Below are 18,215 nucleotides of genomic sequence, written 5' to 3' on the forward strand. Positions count from 1 at the left end.
TGTCCTCAGTTGCGCCCGCAGCGGGGTAGTCGCGATCTATCGCGTTTGGGTACGCTGCTGCCGTGGACCTTCAGAAGCACGCCCAGCAGCCGGACGTGGCACCGCGGAGCACCGACCTGCGCGCCTCCGACGCCGACCGTGACCGTATCGCCGACCTCCTGCGCGAGGCCCTCGCCGAGGGCCGCCTGACCGCCGACGAGCACGCGGAGCGCGTCGAGGGCGTGCTGGCCGCCAAGACGGTGGGGGAGTTGGACGTGTTCATCCAGGACCTGCCGGCCGCCCACCAGCGGCGCGCGGCCCCCTCCGCCGTGCCGGGGCGTCCCACCGGGGGCGTCTTCCCGGTCGACCCCGACGACAACGTGGTCGCGGTGTTCAGCGCCGCCGCCCGCAAGGGCCGCTGGCGGACCGGCCGCCGTATCCACGCCTACGCGGTCTTCGGCAGCGTGGAGATCGACCTCAGCGAGGCGCTGTTCGACCACCAGCAGGTGATGATCAAGGCGTTCTCCGTCTTCGGCAGCGTCGAGATACGCGTCCCGGAGAACGTGTCGCTGCGCGGCTCCGGCGGCGGTGTGCTCGGCGCCTTCGAGGTGGACCCGCAGGACTCGGACGACGACAACGCCCCGGTGGTCTACGTCGACGGATGGGCCGTCCTCGGCAGCGTCGAGGCCCGGCCGAAGCGCGGCAAGCTCGTGAAGGACATCCTCGACCGCGTGCAGCGGACGGTGGACCGCAGCATGCGCAAGCACCTGGGGCACTGAACGCGGGGCGGGCCCAGGCCCGTCGGGGACTCTGTGCATAGGCGCGCGCACATCGGGTAAGCCTTGCTGCATCGTCTCCTTGGAGGGCGCCAGGGATTCACGCCGGGCCGACCCGTGTGCATCCACGGCACTCGCCAGCTCGCGAAGCCGTCGTCAGGAGTAGACCGTGCTGCAACCGCCGCATTCGTCCCTGCAGGTAGCCGCCGTTCCGGCCCAGCGAGTGGCAGCGCGGGACAGGGATCAGGAAGCCCCCTGGCACACCGAGGCGGTGTGCCGGCGCGACGAGGCGGGTCTGTTCTTCGCTCCGTCGAAGGAACCGACCGCCGCGCGGCTGTCCCGCGAGGAGGCGGCCAAGCGGGTCTGCGCCCGCTGCCCGGTCATGGTGGAGTGCCGCGAGCACGCCCTGCTGCAGCCCGAGCCCTACGGCGTCTGGGGCGGCCTGACCGCCGCCGAGCGGCGTGTGGTCCTGGCCCGCCGTCGGCGCCGCGACATGGAACTCAAGAAGGCCGCCCGTCAGGGCCGCATAGCCGCGGCGGGCTGACCGCCACGCAGGAAAGGGCGCCCCCTCCGCACAGGGAGCGCCCCTTTCCTGCGTGACCGCAAGCGAGCCGACCCACCCAGTGGCGCGGGACTCTGCGCGCACAATGGCGCCGGCCGGCTCAGCCCTCCCCAGGGGCGCGGGGAACTGCGCGCCCAACCCCCACGCACCGGCACCCGCCCGGGCACTCCGGTCCCTCCCCGGCGCCGTGCGGCTCAGCTAACCCAGGGGCGCGGGGAACTGCGCGCCCAACCCCAGGCCGCCGCAGGCACCCACACCGGCCGGCATCGTCACTTGGCGCGGTCGAAGTCGATCGCGCTGTACGCCCGCAGCTTGCTGAGCCGATGCTCGGAGTCGATCCGCCGCACCGTCCCCGACTTGGACCGCATCACGATCGAGTCGGTGGTGGCCGTCTCGGACCGGTAGCGCACCCCCCGCAGCAGCTCACCGTCCGTGATGCCGGTAGCCACGAAGAACACGTTGTCCCCCGTGACCAGATCCTCCGTGGTCAACACCCGGTCCAGGTCGTGCCCCGCGTCGATCGCCCGCTGCCGCTCCTCGTCGTCCTTCGGCCACAGCTTGCCCTGGATGGTGCCGCCCAGGCACTTGACCGCACAGGCCGAGATGATGCCCTCGGGGGTGCCGCCGACGCCCAGCAGCAGATCGATGCCGGTGCCCTCGCGCAGCGCCAGGATGGAGCCGGCCACGTCGCCGTCGGAGATCAGCTTGATACGCGCCCCGGTCTCCCGGATCTCCCTGATGATGCCGTCGTGCCGCGGCCGGTCCAGGATCACCACGGTGACGTCCTCGGGGGTGACCCGCTTGGCCTTGGCGACCCGGCGGATGTTCACGCTCACCGGGGCGTTGATGTCGACGAAGTCGGCGGCCTCGGGGCCGGTGACCAGCTTGTCCATGTAGAACACGGCCGACGGGTCGAACATCGAACCGCGCTCGGCGGCGGCCAGCACCGCGATCGCGTTGGTCATGCCCTTGGCGGTGAGCGTGGTGCCGTCGATCGGGTCGACGGCGATGTCGCACTCGGGGCCGGTGCCGTCGCCCACGCGCTCCCCGTTGAAGAGCATGGGGGCTTCGTCCTTCTCGCCCTCGCCGATGACGACGACGCCGTTCATCGAGACGGTGGAGACCAGCGTGCGCATGGCGCGCACCGCGGCACCGTCGGCGCCGTTCTTGTCGCCGCGCCCTACCCAGCGGCCCGCGGCCATCGCCGCGGCCTCGGTGACCCGTACGAGCTCCAGGGCGAGGTTGCGGTCGGGGGCCTCGGAAGGGACATCGAGCTCGGACGGCAGGTGGTGGTGTTCGGTCATCGGAGCGCACCTTTCTGTACGACGACGGCCGGATGAGGGTATGGCCACGACTCTATCGCCAGGCAGACAATATGAGCAGGGGGACCCACGGATGAGCGCGCAGGGGACCCCAAGGATGAGCGCTCCCGGCACCTGCGACGATAGGGGGCGTGGCAGGAACGAACAGCATGCAGAAGACCGCCCGGGACATGATCCTGTCCCTGGCCCTCATCGTGCTCGCGGCGGGAGTGGTGTGGCTGTTCATCCCGCACACGGACGGTGAGCCGGACGTCAAGCGGGTCGACTACCGCGTGGACCTGCTGACCGCCCGCCGCGCCGCCTCCTACCCGGTGGCCGCGCCCGAGGGCCTGTCCGAGCAGTGGAAGCCCACCTCGGTCCGCTACCGGGGCGCCGAGGACGAGGCATGGCACCTGGGCTTCCGGTCCCCCGACGGCGAGTACGTGGCGGTCGAGCAGTCCGCCGGCAAGCGGACGGCGTTCATCGAGGACACGACGCAGCGCGCGGAGAAGACCGGGGTCACGGAGCGGATCGACGGCAGGACCTGGACGCGCTACGAGGGCGACCAGTACGACGCCCTGGTGCTGGAGGGCACCCCGGGCTCGACGACCGTGGTGACCGGCACGGCGTCCTTCGAGGAACTGACGACGGTGGTGGAGGCGCTGCGCACGGAGTGAGCTGCGCACGGAGTGAGCGGCGCGCGCACGACAAGGGGCGGGGCCCCGGATCGGCCGATCCGGGGCCCCGCCCCTTGTGCTGTCCCGCTCGGGCTCAGACGGTGGTGACGACCTGCTCGTACTCCAGGCGCGGGCTGCGCGGGAACCAGGCGTCGGGGCCGGGGCGGCCGATGTTCACGACCATCAGCGGGGTGTGGTCGTCGTCCAGGAACTCCTTGCGCACGCCCTCGAAGTCGAGGCCGGTCATCGGGCCGGCGGCCAGACCGGCGGCGCGCACGCCGATGATGAAGTAGGCGGCCTGGAGGGTGGCGTTCAGGGCGGCGGAGCCCTCACGGACCGGGCGCTCGGCGAAAACGGCGTCCTTGGCCTGCGGGAAGTGCGGGAAGAGGTGCGGCAGCTCCTCGTGGAACTCGTTGTCCGCGGAGAGGATGGCCACCAGCGGCGCGGCGGCCGTCTTGGACCGGTTGCCCTCGGCCATGTGCCGCACCAGGCGCTCGCGGGCCTCGGGGGAGCGGACCAGTGTGATACGCAGCGGCGACTGGTTCATCGAGGTCGGGCCGTACTTGACCAGGTCGTGGATCGCCCGGACCTGCTCGTCGGTCACCGGCTCGTCGGTGAACGTGTTGGCGGTGCGCGCCTCACGGAACAGCAGGTCCTGGGCGGCGGCGTCGAGAACGAGAGACATGCGTGAACCTTCATGGGGATGAGCGGTGGCCCGTGAGCCCGTAGGCGGACCACGGTCCGGTTGACGCTTCGACAGTACCCCTATGAAGTTCAACCTTCAACAAAAGGCGGAGTGATGTGTTCCACTCCGCCCTCGACGCGCTGTTCCTTCGGCGAGCCGCTCCGGCCCGCCCCTCAGGCGTCCTCGTCCGCCTCCTCGGCCTCCTCCTCGGCGAGCGCCGCGTCCAGCCGGGCCCGCGCCCCGTCGAGCCGGCGCCGGCACACCTTGGCCAGCTCCTCGCCCCGCTCCCACAGCGCCAGGGATTCCTCCAGCGTCGTACCGCCCGCCTCCAGGCGTCGCACGACCTCGATCAGCTCGTCCCGCGCCTGCTCGTATCCGAGCGCCTCCGCCGCCGCCGCGGCCGTCTGCTCCGTCTTGCCGGTCATTCCGCCCACCCTATGTATCGACTCGGACAGTGAACTCGCCCGCGGACACCCGCGCCCGCAGCACCTCGCCGGGCCCCACCTCGTCCGGAGCGCGCACCGCGTGCCCGTCCTCCCGCTGCAGCACCGCGTACCCGCGCTTCAGCGTGGCCGCGGGGGAGAGGGCCACCACGCGCGCGTGGGTGTGCGTCAGCTCGGAGTCGGCCCGGTCCAGCTGGTGGCGCAGCGCCCGCCGCGCCCGGTCCAGCAGCATGGTGACCTCGTCGGCCCGCGCGTCGATCATCCGGTGCGGATCCTGTATCGACGGCCGGGCCAGCGCGTGCGCCAGCCCCCGCTCCTCGCGGTCGAGCAGCGCCCCGACGCAGCGCCGCGCGCGGTCCCGCAGCATCCGCACCCGCTCGTACTCCTCGCCCACGTCCGGCACCACCTTCTTGGCCGCGTCGGTCGGTGTGGAGGCGCGCAGGTCGGCGACCAGGTCCAGCAGCGGGCTGTCCGGCTCGTGCCCGATCGCCGAGACGACCGGCGTGCGGCAGGCGGCCACGGCCCGCACCAGCTGCTCGTCGGAGAACGGCAGCAGGTCCTCCACGCTGCCCCGCCGCGCGCCACGACGATCACGTCCACCTCGTCGAGCGCGTCCAGCTCCTTCACGGCCTGGACCACCTGCGGCACCGCGTGCACCCCCTGCACGGGCACGTTGCGCACCTCGAAGCGGACGGCGGGCCAGCGGTGCCGGGCGTTCTCCAGGACGTCCCGCTCGGCCGCCGACGCGCGCCCGCAGACCAGCCCGATCAGATGCGGCAGGAACGGCAGCGGCTTCTTGCGCTCCGGCGCGAAGAGCCCCTCCCGCGCCAGCGACTTCTTCAGCTGCTCCAGCCGCGCCAGCAGCTCCCCGACCCCCACCGGGCGGATCTCGGCGGCGCGCAGCGAGAGCTGCCCGCGGGCGCGTACCACTCGGGCTTGCAGTGCACGACCACCGCGCGCCCTCACTCACGACGTCCGCGACGGCGTCGAACACCTGCCGGTAGCAGGTCACCCCCACCGAGATGTCGTACGACGGGTCGCGCAGGGTCAGGAACACCACCCCCGCGCCCGGACGCCGCGACAGCTGGGTGATCTGACCCTCCACCCACACGGCGCCGAGCCGGTCGATCCACCCTCCGATGAGCCGCGACACCTCCCCGACCGGCAGGGGGGCTTCCGCGGACGTGTTCACAGCCATGCCCGCGAGACTAGTGCGCCCCGCCGACACCGGTGCGCCGCCACCGTCGGCGCACCGGGACCGGACACCCGGGGCCCGGCCCTTACGATGGGACGCATGACCGCTTCGTCTGGCCGCCGTGTCCTGCTCGCCGCCCCCGGGGCTACTGCGCGGGAGAAGTCGAGTCCGTGATCGCCGTCGAGAAGGCCCTGGAGCAGTACGGGGCTCCCGTCTACGTCCGGCACGAGATCGTGCACAACAAGTACGTCGTGCAGACCCTGGAGAAGAAGGGCGCGATCTTCGTCGAACGGACGGAGGAGGTCCCCCCGGGCAACATCGTCATGTTCTCCGCGCACGGCGTCGCCCCGGTCGTCCACGAGGAGGCCGAGCGCGGCCGGCTGGCCACCATCGACGCCACCTGCCCGTTGGTCACCAAGGTCCACAAGGAAGCCGTCCGGTTCGCTGCCGACGACTACGACATCCTCCTGATCGGTCACGAGGGCCACGAGGAGGTCATCGGCACCTCCGGCGAGGCCCCCGACCACATCCAGCTCGTCGACGGCCCGGCCGACGTGGCGAAGGTCGAGGTCCGCGACCCGTCGAAGGTCGTCTGGCTCTCCCAGACCACGCTGAGCGTCGACGAGACCATGGAGACCGTCGACGCCCTCAAGGAGAAGTTCCCGCAGCTCATCTCCCCGCCGAGCGACGACATCTGCTACGCCACGCAGAACCGGCAGCTCGCCGTGAAGCAGATGGGCGCCGAGGCCGACCTGGTGATCGTCGTCGGCTCCCGCAACTCCTCGAACTCCAAGCGGCTGGTCGAGGTCGCCAAGCTGGCCGGCGCCCGCGACGCCCACCTGGTGGACTTCGCCGACGAGATCGAGGAGGCCTGGCTGGAGGGCGTGACCACGGTCGGCGTCACCTCGGGCGCCTCGGTGCCGGAGGTCCTGGTCGAGCAGGTCCTGGAGTGGCTGTCGCAGCGCGGCTTCGAGGACGTCGAGATCGTCAAGGCGGCCGAGGAGTCCATCACCTTCTCCCTGCCCAAGGAGCTCCGCCGCGACCTGCGGGAGGAAGCCGCCACGCTGGTGGCCGAGCGGGGCGGCAAGGGCACCGGCGCGCAGTCCTGAGCACCCTCCGCGGGCGGCGGCGGTCACGGCGTTCGACTCCGTGACCGTCCGTCGTACGTCGTAACGTGGATCCATGCAGATCTTCGGTGTGGACATCGGCGGTTCCGGGATCAAGGGTGCCCCGGTCGACCTGGACAAGGGGGACCTGGCGCAGGAGCGCTGCAAGGTCCTCACCCCGCACCCGGCGACGCCCGACGCGGTGGCCGACGGCGTGAAGGAGGTCGTCGACCACTTCGGCTGGACCGGCCCGGTCGGCATCACCTTCCCCGGTGTCGTCACCGACGGCGCCACGATCCGTACGGCGGCCAACGTCGACAAGGGCTGGATCGGCACCGACGCGCGCGTGCTGCTCGGCGACCGCCTGGGCGGCCTGCCGGTGACGGTGGTCAACGACGCGGACGCGGCGGGCGTCGCCGAGATGCACTTCGGCGCCGGACGGCACCACAAGGGCACGGTGATCGTGCTGACCTTCGGCACCGGCATCGGCAGCGCCCTGTTCGTGGACGGCGTCCTCGTCCCCAACACCGAGCTGGGCCACCTGGAGCTGAAGGGCCACGACGCGGAGAAGCGGGCCGCCACCAAGGCCAAGGAGGACCACGGCCTGTCGTGGGACGAGTGGGCGCACCGGGTGCAGAAGTACCTCGCCCACGTGGAGATGCTGTTCTCGCCCGAGCTGTTCGTCATCGGCGGCGGCGTCAGCCGCAAGGCCGACAAGTTCCTTCCCAAGATCGAGGGCATCAGGGCGGAGATCGTCCCGGCCCACCTGCAGAACAACGCGGGGATCGTGGGGGCGGCGATGCGGGCGGCCACGGGGGTGTAGGCGGGGCGGTGCCGCCGGCCGGTGCGCGCGGTGCCGGCGGCACCGGGGTGCCGTGCGGGGTCAGGCCGTGGCGCGTGGCCGGTTCTGCTTCGCCCGACGGTTGATCACCCGCACCCGCCGCACCCGGCGGACGAGCACCAGCGCACCGGCGGCCAGCGTGCCGCCGTAGAGCCAGCCCGCCTGGGTGGCGAGGCCCGTCACCATGCCCATCAGCCGGTCGAGGGTGCTCCCGCCGCCCTCGTCGGCGACGGGCACCATCCCCACGGCGAAGGCGATCGGCAGCACCACGGGCGCGATCAGCAGGTCCCCGTCGCGCACCCACAGCGCGGTCAGCACGCACACGGGCAGGAAGAGCACCCCGTAGACCGTCTGCGAGGCGCCGAACAGCGCCTCCGTCAGCAAGCCGAGCGCCAGCATCACGGCCCCGCAGAACAGCCCGCTGCCGAGTCCGGTGAGGCGCGGTCCCGGCAGGCGCCGGGCGTCGGGCGGGGGAGCGGGCCGGCGCCCGGGCGGCCGGGAGGGCCGCTGGGAGCGCGGGGACCTGGCCACCCCGCCGCCCGCCGCCCGGCCCGCCTGCGGGGGCAGCGGTGGCCTGGGTGACCGTGACGAACGAGGCGGTGGCGGTGGGCCCGGCGCCGGGTCGCGTCGCGGTCCGTGCTGGGCGGGTCGCGTCCTGTGTTGCTCCACTGGACCAACTTAGGTCGTTTTATGTGCCGAGCTGTCCGTCAGACACGCCGAGAACCGGACGTCGGCGAGGCGTGGGCGGGACGCCGGGCGGCCGCCGGCCGGGTGCCCGTCGTGCGCCGGCCGGACGTCGGCCATGCATCGGGCGGGCGTTCGACACAGCGGCCGGGCGCCCGCGGGTACGCCGTAGACTGGTGGATCGGTCCACGCTGCCCAGCCGGCCGGTCCTCGCCCCCATCCTCACGTACGGGAAGTCGCAACGTGTCGCTCACGATCGGAATCGTCGGTCTGCCGAATGTCGGCAAGTCGACCCTGTTCAACGCCCTGACCAAGAACGACGTGCTGGCGGCCAACTACCCGTTCGCCACGATCGAGCCCAACGTCGGCGTCGTCGGCGTCCCCGACCCCCGGCTGACCAGGCTGGCGGAGATCTTCGGCTCGCAGCGGATCCTCCCGGCCACCGTGGACTTCGTCGACATCGCCGGCATCGTGCGCGGCGCGTCGGAGGGTGAGGGCCTGGGCAACAAGTTCCTCGCCAACATCCGCGAGTCGGACGCGATCTGCCAGGTCATCCGCGCCTTCAAGGACGAGAACGTCGTGCACGTCGACGGCAAGGTCTCGCCGAAGGACGACATCGAGACGATCAACACCGAGCTGATCCTCGCCGACCTGCAGACCATCGAGAAGGTCCTGCCGCGCCTCCAGAAGGAGTCGCGCATCAAGAAGGACATCGCGCCGAAGGTCAAGGCGGTCGAGGAGGCCAAGGAGATCCTGGAGAAGGGCGACACGCTGTTCTCCCAGGGCATCGTCCAGGGCACGGAGCGCGCGGAGCTGCTGCACGACCTGCACCTGCTCACCACCAAGCCGTTCCTCTACGTCTTCAACGTCGACGAGGACGAGCTGACGGACGACGACTTCAAGGACGAGCAGCGTGCGCTGGTCGCCCCGGCCGAGGCGATCTTCCTCAACGCCAAGCTGGAGGCGGACCTCGCCGAGCTGGACGAGGACGAGGCCCTCGAACTCCTCCAGTCCGTCGGCCAGGAGGAGCCCGGCCTCGCCACGCTCGCCCACGTCGGCTTCCGCACCCTGGGCCTGCAGACGTACCTCACGGCCGGTCCCAAGGAGTCCCGCGCCTGGACCATCAAGAAGGGCGCCACCGCCCCCGAGGCCGCCGGTGTCATCCACACCGACTTCCAGAAGGGCTTCATCAAGGCGGAGGTCATCTCCTTCGACGACCTGGTCGAGACCGGCTCCGTCGCCGAGGCCCGCTCCAAGGGCAAGGCCCGCATGGAGGGCAAGGACTACGTCATGCAGGACGGCGACGTGGTGGAGTTCCGCTTCAACGTGTAGTCACGGCCATGGCTCGGTCTCGGTCGAGCCGGCACGTGTGCAGGTCAGCGGGGTCGGCCCGGTTTCGGTCCGGCCCCGTCGGCATTCCCGGTACCGGGTTTCCGCTGGTCGGCGCGCGGCGGTTTCGTCAGCTCGGCGGCTCGGCGGCTCGGCGTCCCGGCGTACGCGCGCGGAGAGGCCTTCGCAGTCCAGGACGAGGGCCCCGCCCACGCGGCGTCCGCCGGGCTTGCCGCGTACCACGCGGAATCGCCCGCTCGGCGTCGGCCGCCCGCCGGTCCGTCGGACCGCGTACCGAGACCTGGGGGCGACCCATCACATCGGCGTGGGTGGTGGGAGGATGCGCGGAGTGTGAAAGGGGCTCGGGTGGGGCGGGACGAGCGGGACACCGTCACAAGGGGAACGCGGCTGCACGAAGCGGCGCGGGCCGTGGCCGCCGACCACGGCAAGGCCGTCGGCGCGGTGAGGGCGGCGCTGCGGCCGATCCACGACGCGGCGGTCAAGCGGGAGCTCGACACCATTCCCGTCGCCCGGCTGCAGGACGTCACCGAAGGACGCCTGCGCCTGGGGAACGTGGAGGGCGGCGGCCTGCGCACGGTGGGCGCTGTCCTCGAAGCGGGTCCCTACCGGCTGCGCCAGATTCCCGGGGTGGGGCAGCGCACGGTCGACCAGATGCTCGCCGCGGCTCGCCGGCTCTCCGAGGCCGTGCACGAGACGGTGGCCGTCCACCTGGACGTGGACCGGCCGGAGACGGGCACCACCGCACTGGTCATGGCCCTGCACGTCATGGTGGAGGCGGGACCGGAGGCCCGGCGCGCGGTGGACCGGGCCGCGGCCCTGTCGGAGCGCCTCGGCCCGCTGCTGGCCGAGGCGCGGCCCGCCGCCGGACGTATCAGGATGCTGCTGGCCGGCCAGGAGAAGAGGGCGCGCGCCCTCGCGGCGGTAGACGAGATCCGCTCGCTGGTGGAGGAGGCCGAGCAGGCGGGCCTGCCCGAGCTGCTCGCCCAGACGTCGGTGGACCTGCTGCGCGGATCCCCGTCCGACGTCGCGGCCTGGGTGGACTTCGAACTCCGTTCCGCCGAGTACTACAGCCTGCTCGCCGAGATCGCCGGCCGGCCGCCCGACACGGCCGCGGCCGAGGGCTTCCTGCCGGAGGAGATCGCCGAGCGGGTACGGACCCAGCACCTCGACGACACGCACCGCCGGGTCTCCCTGCGTGGCTACCAGGCGTTCGGCGCGCGCTTCGCCCTCGCCCAGCGCAAGGTGATACTCGGCGACGAGATGGGCCTCGGGAAGACCATCCAGGCGATCGCCGTGCTGGCACACCTGGCCGCCGAAGGGCAGAGCCACTTCATGGTCGTCTGTCCGGCGAGCGTTCTCGTGAACTGGACCCGGGAGATCGAGGCCCGCAGCGCCCTGCGCGTCACGGTGCTCCACGGTCCCGACCGGCACGACGCGTTCGCGGACTGGAAAGGGCGGGGCGGGGTGGGGGTGACGACGTTCGACGCACTGCGCGGCTTCCCGCTGCCCGGGGGCGGGGAGGTCGGCCTGCTCGTCGTCGACGAAGCGCACTCCGTGAAGAACCCGAGGGCCAAGCGGTCCGAGACGGTCGCGCTGTGGACCGAGCGCTGTGAGCGCGGCCTCTTCATGACCGGGACCCCGATGGAGAACCGGGCCGCGGAGTTCCGCAACCTGGTCCGGATGCTCGACGCGAAGGTCGCGGACTCCTTGGGCGAGCGAGGCGCCTTGGTGGGATCGGTCGCCTTCCGCAGGACCGTCGCCCCGGTCTACCTGAGGCGCAACCAGGAGGACGTGCTGACCGAACTCCCCAGTCTTCAGCGGACCGACGAGTGGGAGGAGCTGAGCGCGGCGGACGAGGAGGCGTACCGCGAAGCCGTGCGCGCCGGAAACTTCATGGCGATGCGCAGGGCCGCGTACGCACGCCCCGAGAGGTCGGCCAAGCTGGCCCGCCTCCGCGAGATCGTCCAGGAGGCCGGCGAGAACGGGCAGAAGACGGTGGTCTTCTCCTACTTCAAGGACGTGCTGGCCGTGGTGGAGGCAGCGCTCGCCGCGGACTCCGCCGCCGACGCCGCGGTGTTCGGCCCACTCACCGGAGGCGTCACGGCAGCGCGGCGACAGCGGATCGTCGACGACTTCGCCGGTGTGCAGGGGCCGGCGGTGCTTCTGGCGCAGGTGCAGGCGGCCGGCGTGGGCCTCAACATGCAGGCTGCCTCCGTCGTCGTCATCTGCGAACCGCAGATCAAGCCGACCATCGAGCACCAGGCGGTCGCCCGGGCCCACCGCATGGGCCAGGTCAGGCCGGTACGCGTGCACCGCCTGCTTGCCACCGGGGGAGTGGACGAGCGCATGGTGACGATGCTGGAGAAGAAGACCCGCCTGTTCGATGCCTACGCCCGCCGCAGCGCCGTGGCCGAAGCGACCCCGGACGCGGTCGACGTGTCGGACACCGAGCTGGCCCGCCGCATCGTCGAGGAGGAACAGACCCGCCTCGGCCTGACGAACGGGAGCCCCACGACACCCGGTTAAGGGGCCACTTCGGTGTCCGGTTGAAGGGCCTCTCGGCCCGGAGGACCGGCTGGGCGCGGCCGGCCGGGCGCCTGCATACTCGGGCCGTGGACCGGGCCGGGATGTACGACTGTTTCGGGGATGTCGATCGTGTTCCCGAGTTGCTTTGGCGGGTCGAGCGGGGGGACGACGGCGAGGCGTGGGACGAGCTGGGGCACCGGCTGCCGCTCAGCGCGGCCCCGTCCGGGTCCAGGCACAGCACGATGTCCCAGGTGACGCGTGTGAGGTCGGTCGCCGCGGTACGTCCGTCGCCGCGCACCACCCGCTCGGTCAGCGCGAGCGCCGTCGCGGCGCCGACCGGCTCGTCGGGGTGCGGCCGGGCGACCACCAGGACGTGGTGCGGCCCGTGACCGGCGGAGAGCATCTCCAGGGGGCGGCCGGCGCGGGACGTGCCCACGCGGCGCAGGCGGCCGGCGCCCGGGTACCGGGCGATCAGCCGCCGCGCCGACGCGGAGACGTCCGCGACCGTCAGGTAGCGGTCCATCCTGAGCACCCGTCAGGAGCCGCCGTGGCCACCGCTCTCGCCGGTCGTCTCCTTCTTGTCCGGCGGGCGGATCCCGATCTTGTTCGCCATGCCGTTCCTCCCCCGACCGTTGTCTCACGAGGTCCAGAAGTGCGACGGCCAGCGTTCGTCGGCCGGTCCGTCATTGTCAATGGGGCGTGGGCCTGGTAGTTGGGCTGTGGCGTGCCCCGGGGCGTCAGACGAGTTCCGGCCGTGCGTCCGGGGACCCGGGCGACTCCGGGGACTCCGGTGACTCGGCCGTCTTCTGGAGCCCGATCGTCGTCGCCGATTCCGCGGACTGCTTCGGCTCGACCGACTCGGCAGCCGCCGCCGGCTCCACCGCCTCCGTCCGCGCCGACCGAGGTCCCGGGGGGGACACCTCCGTGTCCTGCCCCCGCGCCGTACGGACGTAGGCGTAGATCACGGCGGCCGTCGCCAGGACGAGGAGCGGACCGTACAGCCACGGACGGGCGGCCAGTTCCACCGGCATCCAGCGGTACGCCGACAGCAGCGCGGCGAAGACCGCGGAGCCGAGGAGGACCAGCCGGACGGCGGACCGGTTCCAGCCGTGTGCGGAGCACCGCACCGCCGTCTCGATGGTCAGCGCGAACACCACGCCGGCGAGCAGGTCGGCGCCGTAGTGGTAACCGAAGCCCAGCGTCGCGGAGAGCGTGCCGACCAGCCAGAACGTGCCCGCGTACCGCATCGCCCGTGACCCCTGGCGGGTGTGGACGAAGAGCGTGACGGCCCAGGCGGTGTGCAGGCTGGGCATGCAGTTGCGCGGGGTGATGTCGTCGAACGGGATGGGCTGCGGGCCGGTGACCGGGGGCAGGGTGTCCGGCCAGAGGTTCGCCACCGCGTAGGCGCCGCCGTCCGCACCGTAGGCGAAGATCGGGCCGACCACCGGGAAGATCATGTAGATCGCGGGACCGAGCAGGCCGATCACGAGGAACGTGCGCACCAGGTGGTGGGCGGGGAAGCGGCGGTCCACGGCCACCCGGCGCAGCTGGTAGAGGCCGACGAGGGCGGCGGCCAGCGGGAGCTGGCCGTAGACCACGTGCAGGACGCCCGTGCTGACCGGCGCGGTGGCCTCCAGCAGGCGGCCCATCATCCAGGAGGGGTCGCCCAGGGCGTGGTCCGCGGCCGCCACGTAGGCGTCGAGCACGGTCGGCCGGGTCTCCGAGGTGATCAGCAGCCAGGTGTCACCGGTCTTGTGGCCGGCCACCAGCAGCAGCCCGAGGCCGGTGCCCTTCAGCAGCAGCACGCGCTCGCGCCCGGTGCGCCGGGTGAGGCCGAGGACCGCGCAGCCCAGGACCACCCACAGCGCGCCGTTGCCGAAGTTCAGGTCGGCGCCGGCCGCCCACCGCACCAGGAAGAAGACGACGTCCACACCGGCGGCGACGCCCAGCGCGATCAGCCGCTGCCGCCAGGTGAGCACCACCATGGTCAGCGCCAGCCCGCCGTACAGCAGCGGACCCGACTCGGGCTTGAAGATCACCTCCCGGGACTGCTCGGTGATCGGTCCGGAGAAGCCGTAGCCGCGCGCCACGATCTCCAGTGCGACGAGGAAGCCGAGCGTCACCGCACCCGCCGCGGTCCACAGGACCACGCGGGGCCGGCGCCACGCGGCGGGCTGCGTCCCGCGGTCGTCCCGCGGCGGTGTTCGAGTCGGTTCGGTTATCAACTGTTCGGCCTATGTCTTCGTTTTGTGCGCACGTGGCACATCGCGCTGAGGGGCAGGGTCGTCCGGTGGTCAGCCGGTGAATGAGGACATCCGTGGTGAGTTCGAACATGTTAACGGGGGTGTGGGCGGAGTCCATGGGCTGCCTGTGCCGCATCTGTGCCCGCCGCCCGCCGCCCGCCGCCCGACGTCCGCCCCCGGTGTCCGGTGTCCGGATCGGAACGGCGAAGTCCGTACGTCGCCGAGGCGCCCTTGTGCAATTCCTGTAGAACCCTCAATCTTTCGGCTGACGCACACGGACGTGGCGGCCACCCCTTGTCATGCTCCCGACATTCGCGGGTGCTCTGTCGCGTCCGGGCACGTGCGTCACCGCACCACCCCCCACACAGAACGCGCACCACCGACTGAGGAGGAACCCTCACATGGCAGTGATGCGTCACCCCCGGCGAAGACTGGCCACCCTCGGTGCCGCGGCCTCCGTGGCACTCGTCGCGGGCCTGGTCTCCGCACTCCCCGCGGGGGCGGCAGCGGCCGCTCCCGAAGGCCGCATCCAGTACGCGGGCGCCGCGAACGCCGTCGCCGACAGCTACATCGTGACCCTGAAGGCCGACGAGGCCCGCTCGACCACCACCAAGGGCCGGGCCCTGGCGGAGAAGTACGGGGCCGACATCGAGCGCACCTACAGCAAGGCGCTCAACGGCTACGAGATCGAGGCGTCCGAGGCCGAGGCGAAACGTCTCGCCGCCGACCCGGCCGTCGCCTCGGTGGTGCAGAACCGCACCTTCACGATCACCGCGACCCAGTCCAACCCGCCTTCCTGGGGCCTGGACCGCATCGACCAGCGCAACCGCCCGGTCAACCGGGCCTACACGTACCCCGACTCGGCCGGGCAGGGCGTGACGGCGTACATCATCGACACGGGCGTCCGGATCAGCCACAGCGACTTCGGCGGCCGCGCGTCCAACGGCTACGACGCGGTCGACCGCGACAACGTCGCCCAGGACGGCAACGGCCACGGCACGCACGTCGCCGGCACCGTCGCGGGGACCTCCTACGGTGTCGCCAAGAAGGCGAACATCGTCGGCGTCCGGGTGCTGAACAACTCCGGCTCCGGCACCACCGCCCAGGTCGTCGCCGGCATCGACTGGGTGGCGCGCAACGCGGTCAAGCCGGCCGTCGCCAACATGTCGCTCGGTGGCGGCGCGGACAGCACGCTCGACGCGGCCGTCCGCAACGCCGTCTCGGCCGGTGTCACCTTCGTCGTCGCGGCCGGCAACGAGTCCACCAACGCCTCCACCAAGTCCCCGGCCCGGGTGACCGAGGCGATCACGGTCGGCGCCACCACCTCCACCGACGCCCGCGCCAGCTACTCCAACTACGGCTCGGTGGTGGACCTGTTCGCGCCCGGCTCCTCCATCACCTCCGCCTGGCGCACCAGCGACTCGGCCACCAACACCATCTCCGGCACCTCCATGGCGAGCCCGCACGTCGCCGGTGCCGCGGCCCTGTACCTGGCCGGGAACCCGTCGGCCGGCCCCGCCCAGGTCTCGTCCGCGCTGACCTCCGCCGCCACCACCGGTGTGGTCGGCAGCCCGGGCAGCGGTTCGCCCAACCGCCTGCTGTACGTGGGCTGAGCGGACCGGCACCGGCCCCGCCGGCACCGCCCGGTCCGGCGGGACCGGGCACCCCGCCCCCAGGGGACGTCCCCTGGGGGCGGGCTGTCCTCGGGGAGGCATCCCGGGGGCGGGGCGCGTCCTCGTCCGCTTACGATGCGCCTCGTGTCGATACCTCCGCCCCCCGGGCCGCACTACGAAGGCGGCGCCCAGCCGCCGCAGTTCCCCCACCAGGGCCGGCCCGGTCCCGCGCCGTACGGCCTCTACGGTCCGTACGGGCCCCGGCCGCCCGCCGCCGTCAACGGCGTCGCCATCGCGGCCCTGGTGCTCGGTCTGCTGTGCTTCCTGCCCGCCTTCGGGCTGGTGCTGGGTCTGATCGCGCTGCGGCAGATCAAACGGCGGGGTGAGCGCGGGCTGGGGATGGCGGTCACCGGGATCGTGATGTCGTCGCTCGGGCTCGTGCTGTGGGCGGTCTCGCTCGCCAGCGGCGTCGCGATGGACGCCTGGGAGGGTTTCCGGGACGGGACGAGCGGCAACAGCGTCCTCTCCCTGCGCAAGGGCGACTGCTTCACCTCGCCCGGCGGACTGGAGGGGTGGACCACGGAGGTCGACCGGGTGCCCTGCGCCGAGCGGCACGACGGCGAGGTCTTCGCCCTCGTCACCGTCCCCGAAGGCGACTTCCCGGGGGACGACCGCCTCGTCGACATGGGGGAGGACCGGTGCTATGAGCTGCAGGACGCCTACGTCAGGGACAGCTGGGCCCTGCCGGGCGAGGTCGGCGTCTACTACTTCGCCCCGTCGCGGCAGAGCTGGGCCTTCGGTGACCGCTCCATCGCCTGTGTGCTGGGCCGCGAGGACGGGATCCGCTTCACCGGCTCGCTGCGCCGCGACGAGACCACGCTCGACGCCCACCAACTGGCCTATCTGGAGGCGGCGGAGGTGCTCAACGTCGCGCTGGACGAGGTGCCCGAGTCCGACTACCCGGACGACGACGTGAGCGACGACCGGGAGTGGGCCGGGCAGGTCGAGGAGGCCCTCGCCGAGCAGATCCGGCAGTTGCGCGCGCACGCGTGGCCGGCCGCGGCGCAGGAGCCGGTGGACGACCTGATCGCGGACCTCGGGAAGGCGCGCGTCGCCTGGGGGAAGGCGGCGGACGCCACCGACCCGGACCGCTACTGGCTGCGTGAGGAGGAGGCCTGGGAGCTGACCGACCCCGCCCAGTCCGTCACCACCCGCGATGCTTTGGGCCTGGCCTCCTCGCCGCCCGCGTACGACGAGGACGCCGAGCGTGAGCCGGAAGCCGGCGACATGCAGGTGTGAGCGCGCCCATAGCGGGGAGAAAGTGCCTGCGTAAAGCCCTCACGCGGCAGAAGTCATCACATCGAGTGATTCTCTGGCCTGCGCTTGCTTCGGACAACCCAGGGTTGCCACTCTGTTGCTGTCTGTACAAGCTGATGGGAGCGGCCAGTGACATTCGGTGAGCAGCCGGCGTACCTGCGCGTCGCGGGTGATCTCCGCCAGAAGATCGTCGAGGGTCTGCTGCCGCCCCACACCCGGCTCCCCTCCCAGGCCCGCATCCGCGAGGAGTACGGCGTCTCGGACACGGTGGCGCTGGAGGCGCGCAAGGTGCTGATGGCCGAGGGGCTCGTCGAGGGCCGCTCGGGCTCGGGGACGTATGTGCGTGAGCGGCCCGAGCCCCGGCGGGTGGCCCGCTCCGGGTTCCGCCCGGAGCGGGGGGCGACGCCCTTCCGTCAGGAGCAGGCCGACATCGGCGTGCGGGGCACCTGGGAGTCCAGCAGCGAGCAGACGGACGCCTGCGTGGATATCGCCCAGCGGCTCGGCATCGACCCCGGGGACCGCGTGATGCGCACCACGTACCTCTTCCGGGAGGCCGGTGAGCCGATGATGCTCTCCACCTCCTGGGAGCCGCTGGCGCTCACCGGCCGGACGCCCGTGATGCTGCCCGAGGAGGGCCCGCTGGGCGGCATGGGCGTCGTCGAGCGCATGCGCGCCATCGACGTGATCGTGGACAACGTGACGGAGGAGGTCGGCGCCCGCCCCGGCCTCGCGGAGGAGCTGGTACTGCTCGGCGGCGTCCCGGGCCATGTCGTCCTGGTCATCCAGCGCACCTACTTCGCCTCGGGCCGCCCGGTCGAGACGGCCGACGTCGTCATCCCCGCGGACCGCTACCGCGCCGCGTACCACCTGCCGGTGAAGTAGGCGGTCGGGAGCGGGAGTCACCCGCCCCGGCCGGC

13 protein-coding genes and 5 pseudogenes are annotated in these 18,215 nt (G+C 72.2%); 10 read left to right on the top strand and 8 right to left on the bottom strand.

The window, feature by feature from the left end; translation table 11 throughout:
• The first annotated feature begins 62 nt into the window (after positions 1–62).
• Positions 63–758 carry a DUF1707 SHOCT-like domain-containing protein gene (locus tag F3L20_RS04905; RefSeq protein WP_150152542.1) on the top strand — a complete coding sequence of 232 codons (696 nt, stop codon included), beginning with the start codon at positions 63–65 and terminating at the stop codon, positions 756–758.
• 166 nt (positions 759–924) lie between these two features.
• Positions 925–1,299 (top strand): WhiB family transcriptional regulator, encoded by a 375-nt coding sequence (locus tag F3L20_RS04910; protein ID WP_145827159.1) that lies wholly within the window; start codon positions 925–927, stop codon positions 1,297–1,299.
• Between the two features lie 287 nt (positions 1,300–1,586).
• On the opposite strand, the gene glpX is transcribed toward F3L20_RS04910, so the two are convergent.
• The gene (gene glpX / locus F3L20_RS04915) at positions 1,587–2,621 is read right to left on the bottom strand and encodes a class II fructose-bisphosphatase (protein ID WP_150152544.1); all 1,035 of its coding nucleotides are present in this window, start codon (positions 2,619–2,621) and stop codon (positions 1,587–1,589) included.
• A 167-nt stretch (positions 2,622–2,788) separates the two neighbouring features.
• Between glpX and F3L20_RS04920 the strand changes: the two genes are divergently transcribed.
• Complete coding sequence (locus F3L20_RS04920; RefSeq protein WP_150157225.1) at positions 2,789–3,295, top strand: DUF4245 domain-containing protein; 507 nt, start codon at positions 2,789–2,791, stop codon at positions 3,293–3,295.
• A 94-nt stretch (positions 3,296–3,389) separates the two neighbouring features.
• Here the strand turns inward: F3L20_RS04920 and F3L20_RS04925 are convergent, their stop codons facing one another.
• From F3L20_RS04925 to F3L20_RS35550, 4 genes and pseudogenes are all read right to left on the bottom strand, one after another.
• A complete protein-coding gene (locus tag F3L20_RS04925; protein WP_150152546.1) occupies positions 3,390–3,980 on the bottom strand; it encodes a malonic semialdehyde reductase in 591 nt (196 codons plus the stop codon).
• Between the two features lie 173 nt (positions 3,981–4,153).
• Positions 4,154–4,405 carry an exodeoxyribonuclease VII small subunit gene (locus tag F3L20_RS04930; RefSeq protein WP_145827163.1) on the bottom strand — a complete coding sequence of 84 codons (252 nt, stop codon included), beginning with the start codon at positions 4,403–4,405 and terminating at the stop codon, positions 4,154–4,156.
• 10 nt (positions 4,406–4,415) lie between these two features.
• A pseudogene (xseA, locus tag F3L20_RS04935) lies at positions 4,416–5,389 on the bottom strand (exodeoxyribonuclease VII large subunit).
• Positions 5,355–5,621: pseudogene (locus tag F3L20_RS35550) on the bottom strand (exodeoxyribonuclease VII large subunit); the annotation flags it as partial. The pseudogenes xseA and F3L20_RS35550, both read right to left, overlap by 35 nt.
• Positions 5,622–5,708: 87 nt before the next feature.
• Between F3L20_RS35550 and F3L20_RS04940 the strand changes: the two are divergent.
• Positions 5,709–6,727: pseudogene (locus F3L20_RS04940) on the top strand (4-hydroxy-3-methylbut-2-enyl diphosphate reductase).
• Between the two features lie 73 nt (positions 6,728–6,800).
• Positions 6,801–7,547 carry a polyphosphate--glucose phosphotransferase gene (gene ppgK / locus F3L20_RS04945; RefSeq protein WP_150152548.1) on the top strand — a complete coding sequence of 249 codons (747 nt, stop codon included), beginning with the start codon at positions 6,801–6,803 and terminating at the stop codon, positions 7,545–7,547.
• A 60-nt stretch (positions 7,548–7,607) separates the two neighbouring features.
• Here ppgK and F3L20_RS04950 read toward each other — a convergent pair whose 3' ends face one another.
• The gene (locus F3L20_RS04950) at positions 7,608–8,234 is read right to left on the bottom strand and encodes a DUF6542 domain-containing protein (RefSeq protein ID WP_150152550.1); all 627 of its coding nucleotides are present in this window, start codon (positions 8,232–8,234) and stop codon (positions 7,608–7,610) included.
• A gap of 258 nt (positions 8,235–8,492) precedes the next feature.
• Here F3L20_RS04950 and ychF point away from each other — a divergent pair, with 258 nt between their 5' ends.
• Together ychF and F3L20_RS04960 are read left to right on the top strand one after the other, a co-directional pair.
• A complete protein-coding gene (gene ychF / locus F3L20_RS04955) occupies positions 8,493–9,581 on the top strand; it encodes a redox-regulated ATPase YchF (protein ID WP_150152552.1) in 1,089 nt (362 codons plus the stop codon).
• A gap of 363 nt (positions 9,582–9,944) precedes the next feature.
• Positions 9,945–12,125, top strand: coding sequence for a DEAD/DEAH box helicase (locus F3L20_RS04960; protein WP_150152554.1), 2,181 nt, complete (start codon positions 9,945–9,947; stop codon positions 12,123–12,125).
• 201 nt (positions 12,126–12,326) lie between these two features.
• Here F3L20_RS04960 and F3L20_RS04965 read toward each other — a convergent pair.
• Both F3L20_RS04965 and F3L20_RS04970 read right to left on the bottom strand, forming a co-directional pair.
• Positions 12,327–12,648 (bottom strand): annotated as a pseudogene (locus F3L20_RS04965) (M14 family zinc carboxypeptidase); the annotation flags it as partial.
• A 214-nt stretch (positions 12,649–12,862) separates the two neighbouring features.
• Positions 12,863–14,275 (bottom strand): phosphatase PAP2 family protein, encoded by a 1,413-nt coding sequence (locus F3L20_RS04970; RefSeq protein ID WP_240810842.1) that lies wholly within the window; start codon positions 14,273–14,275, stop codon positions 12,863–12,865.
• A gap of 494 nt (positions 14,276–14,769) precedes the next feature.
• On the opposite strand from F3L20_RS04970, the pseudogene F3L20_RS04975 reads away from it, so the two are divergent.
• The 3 genes and pseudogenes from F3L20_RS04975 to F3L20_RS04985 form a co-directional block, all read left to right on the top strand.
• Positions 14,770–15,978, top strand: a pseudogene (locus F3L20_RS04975) (S8 family peptidase); the annotation flags it as partial.
• A gap of 138 nt (positions 15,979–16,116) precedes the next feature.
• Positions 16,117–17,280, top strand: a complete 1,164-nt coding sequence (locus F3L20_RS04980; RefSeq protein ID WP_150152560.1) for a DUF4190 domain-containing protein — start codon at positions 16,117–16,119, stop codon at positions 17,278–17,280.
• A gap of 147 nt (positions 17,281–17,427) precedes the next feature.
• The gene (locus F3L20_RS04985) at positions 17,428–18,180 is read left to right on the top strand and encodes a GntR family transcriptional regulator (protein WP_150152562.1); all 753 of its coding nucleotides are present in this window, start codon (positions 17,428–17,430) and stop codon (positions 18,178–18,180) included.
• Positions 18,181–18,215 lie beyond the last annotated feature (35 nt).

It is taken from the genome of Streptomyces tendae, assembly GCF_008632955.1.
Classification (GTDB): Bacteria; Actinomycetota; Actinomycetes; order Streptomycetales; family Streptomycetaceae; genus Streptomyces.

Excerpts from the sequence above, each read along its gene's own strand:
- F3L20_RS04925 (WP_150152546.1), bottom strand. The coding sequence starts at position 3,980 with ATGTCTCTCGTTCTCGACGCCGCCGCCCAGGACCTGCTGTTCCGTGAG.
- F3L20_RS04920 (WP_150157225.1), top strand. The coding sequence starts at position 2,789 with ATGCAGAAGACCGCCCGGGACATGATCCTGTCCCTGGCCCTCATCGTG.
- ppgK (WP_150152548.1), top strand. The coding sequence starts at position 6,801 with ATGCAGATCTTCGGTGTGGACATCGGCGGTTCCGGGATCAAGGGTGCC.
- F3L20_RS04930 (WP_145827163.1), bottom strand. The coding sequence starts at position 4,405 with ATGACCGGCAAGACGGAGCAGACGGCCGCGGCGGCGGCGGAGGCGCTC.
- F3L20_RS04980 (WP_150152560.1), top strand. The coding sequence starts at position 16,117 with ATGCGCCTCGTGTCGATACCTCCGCCCCCCGGGCCGCACTACGAAGGC.
- glpX (WP_150152544.1), bottom strand. The coding sequence starts at position 2,621 with ATGACCGAACACCACCACCTGCCGTCCGAGCTCGATGTCCCTTCCGAG.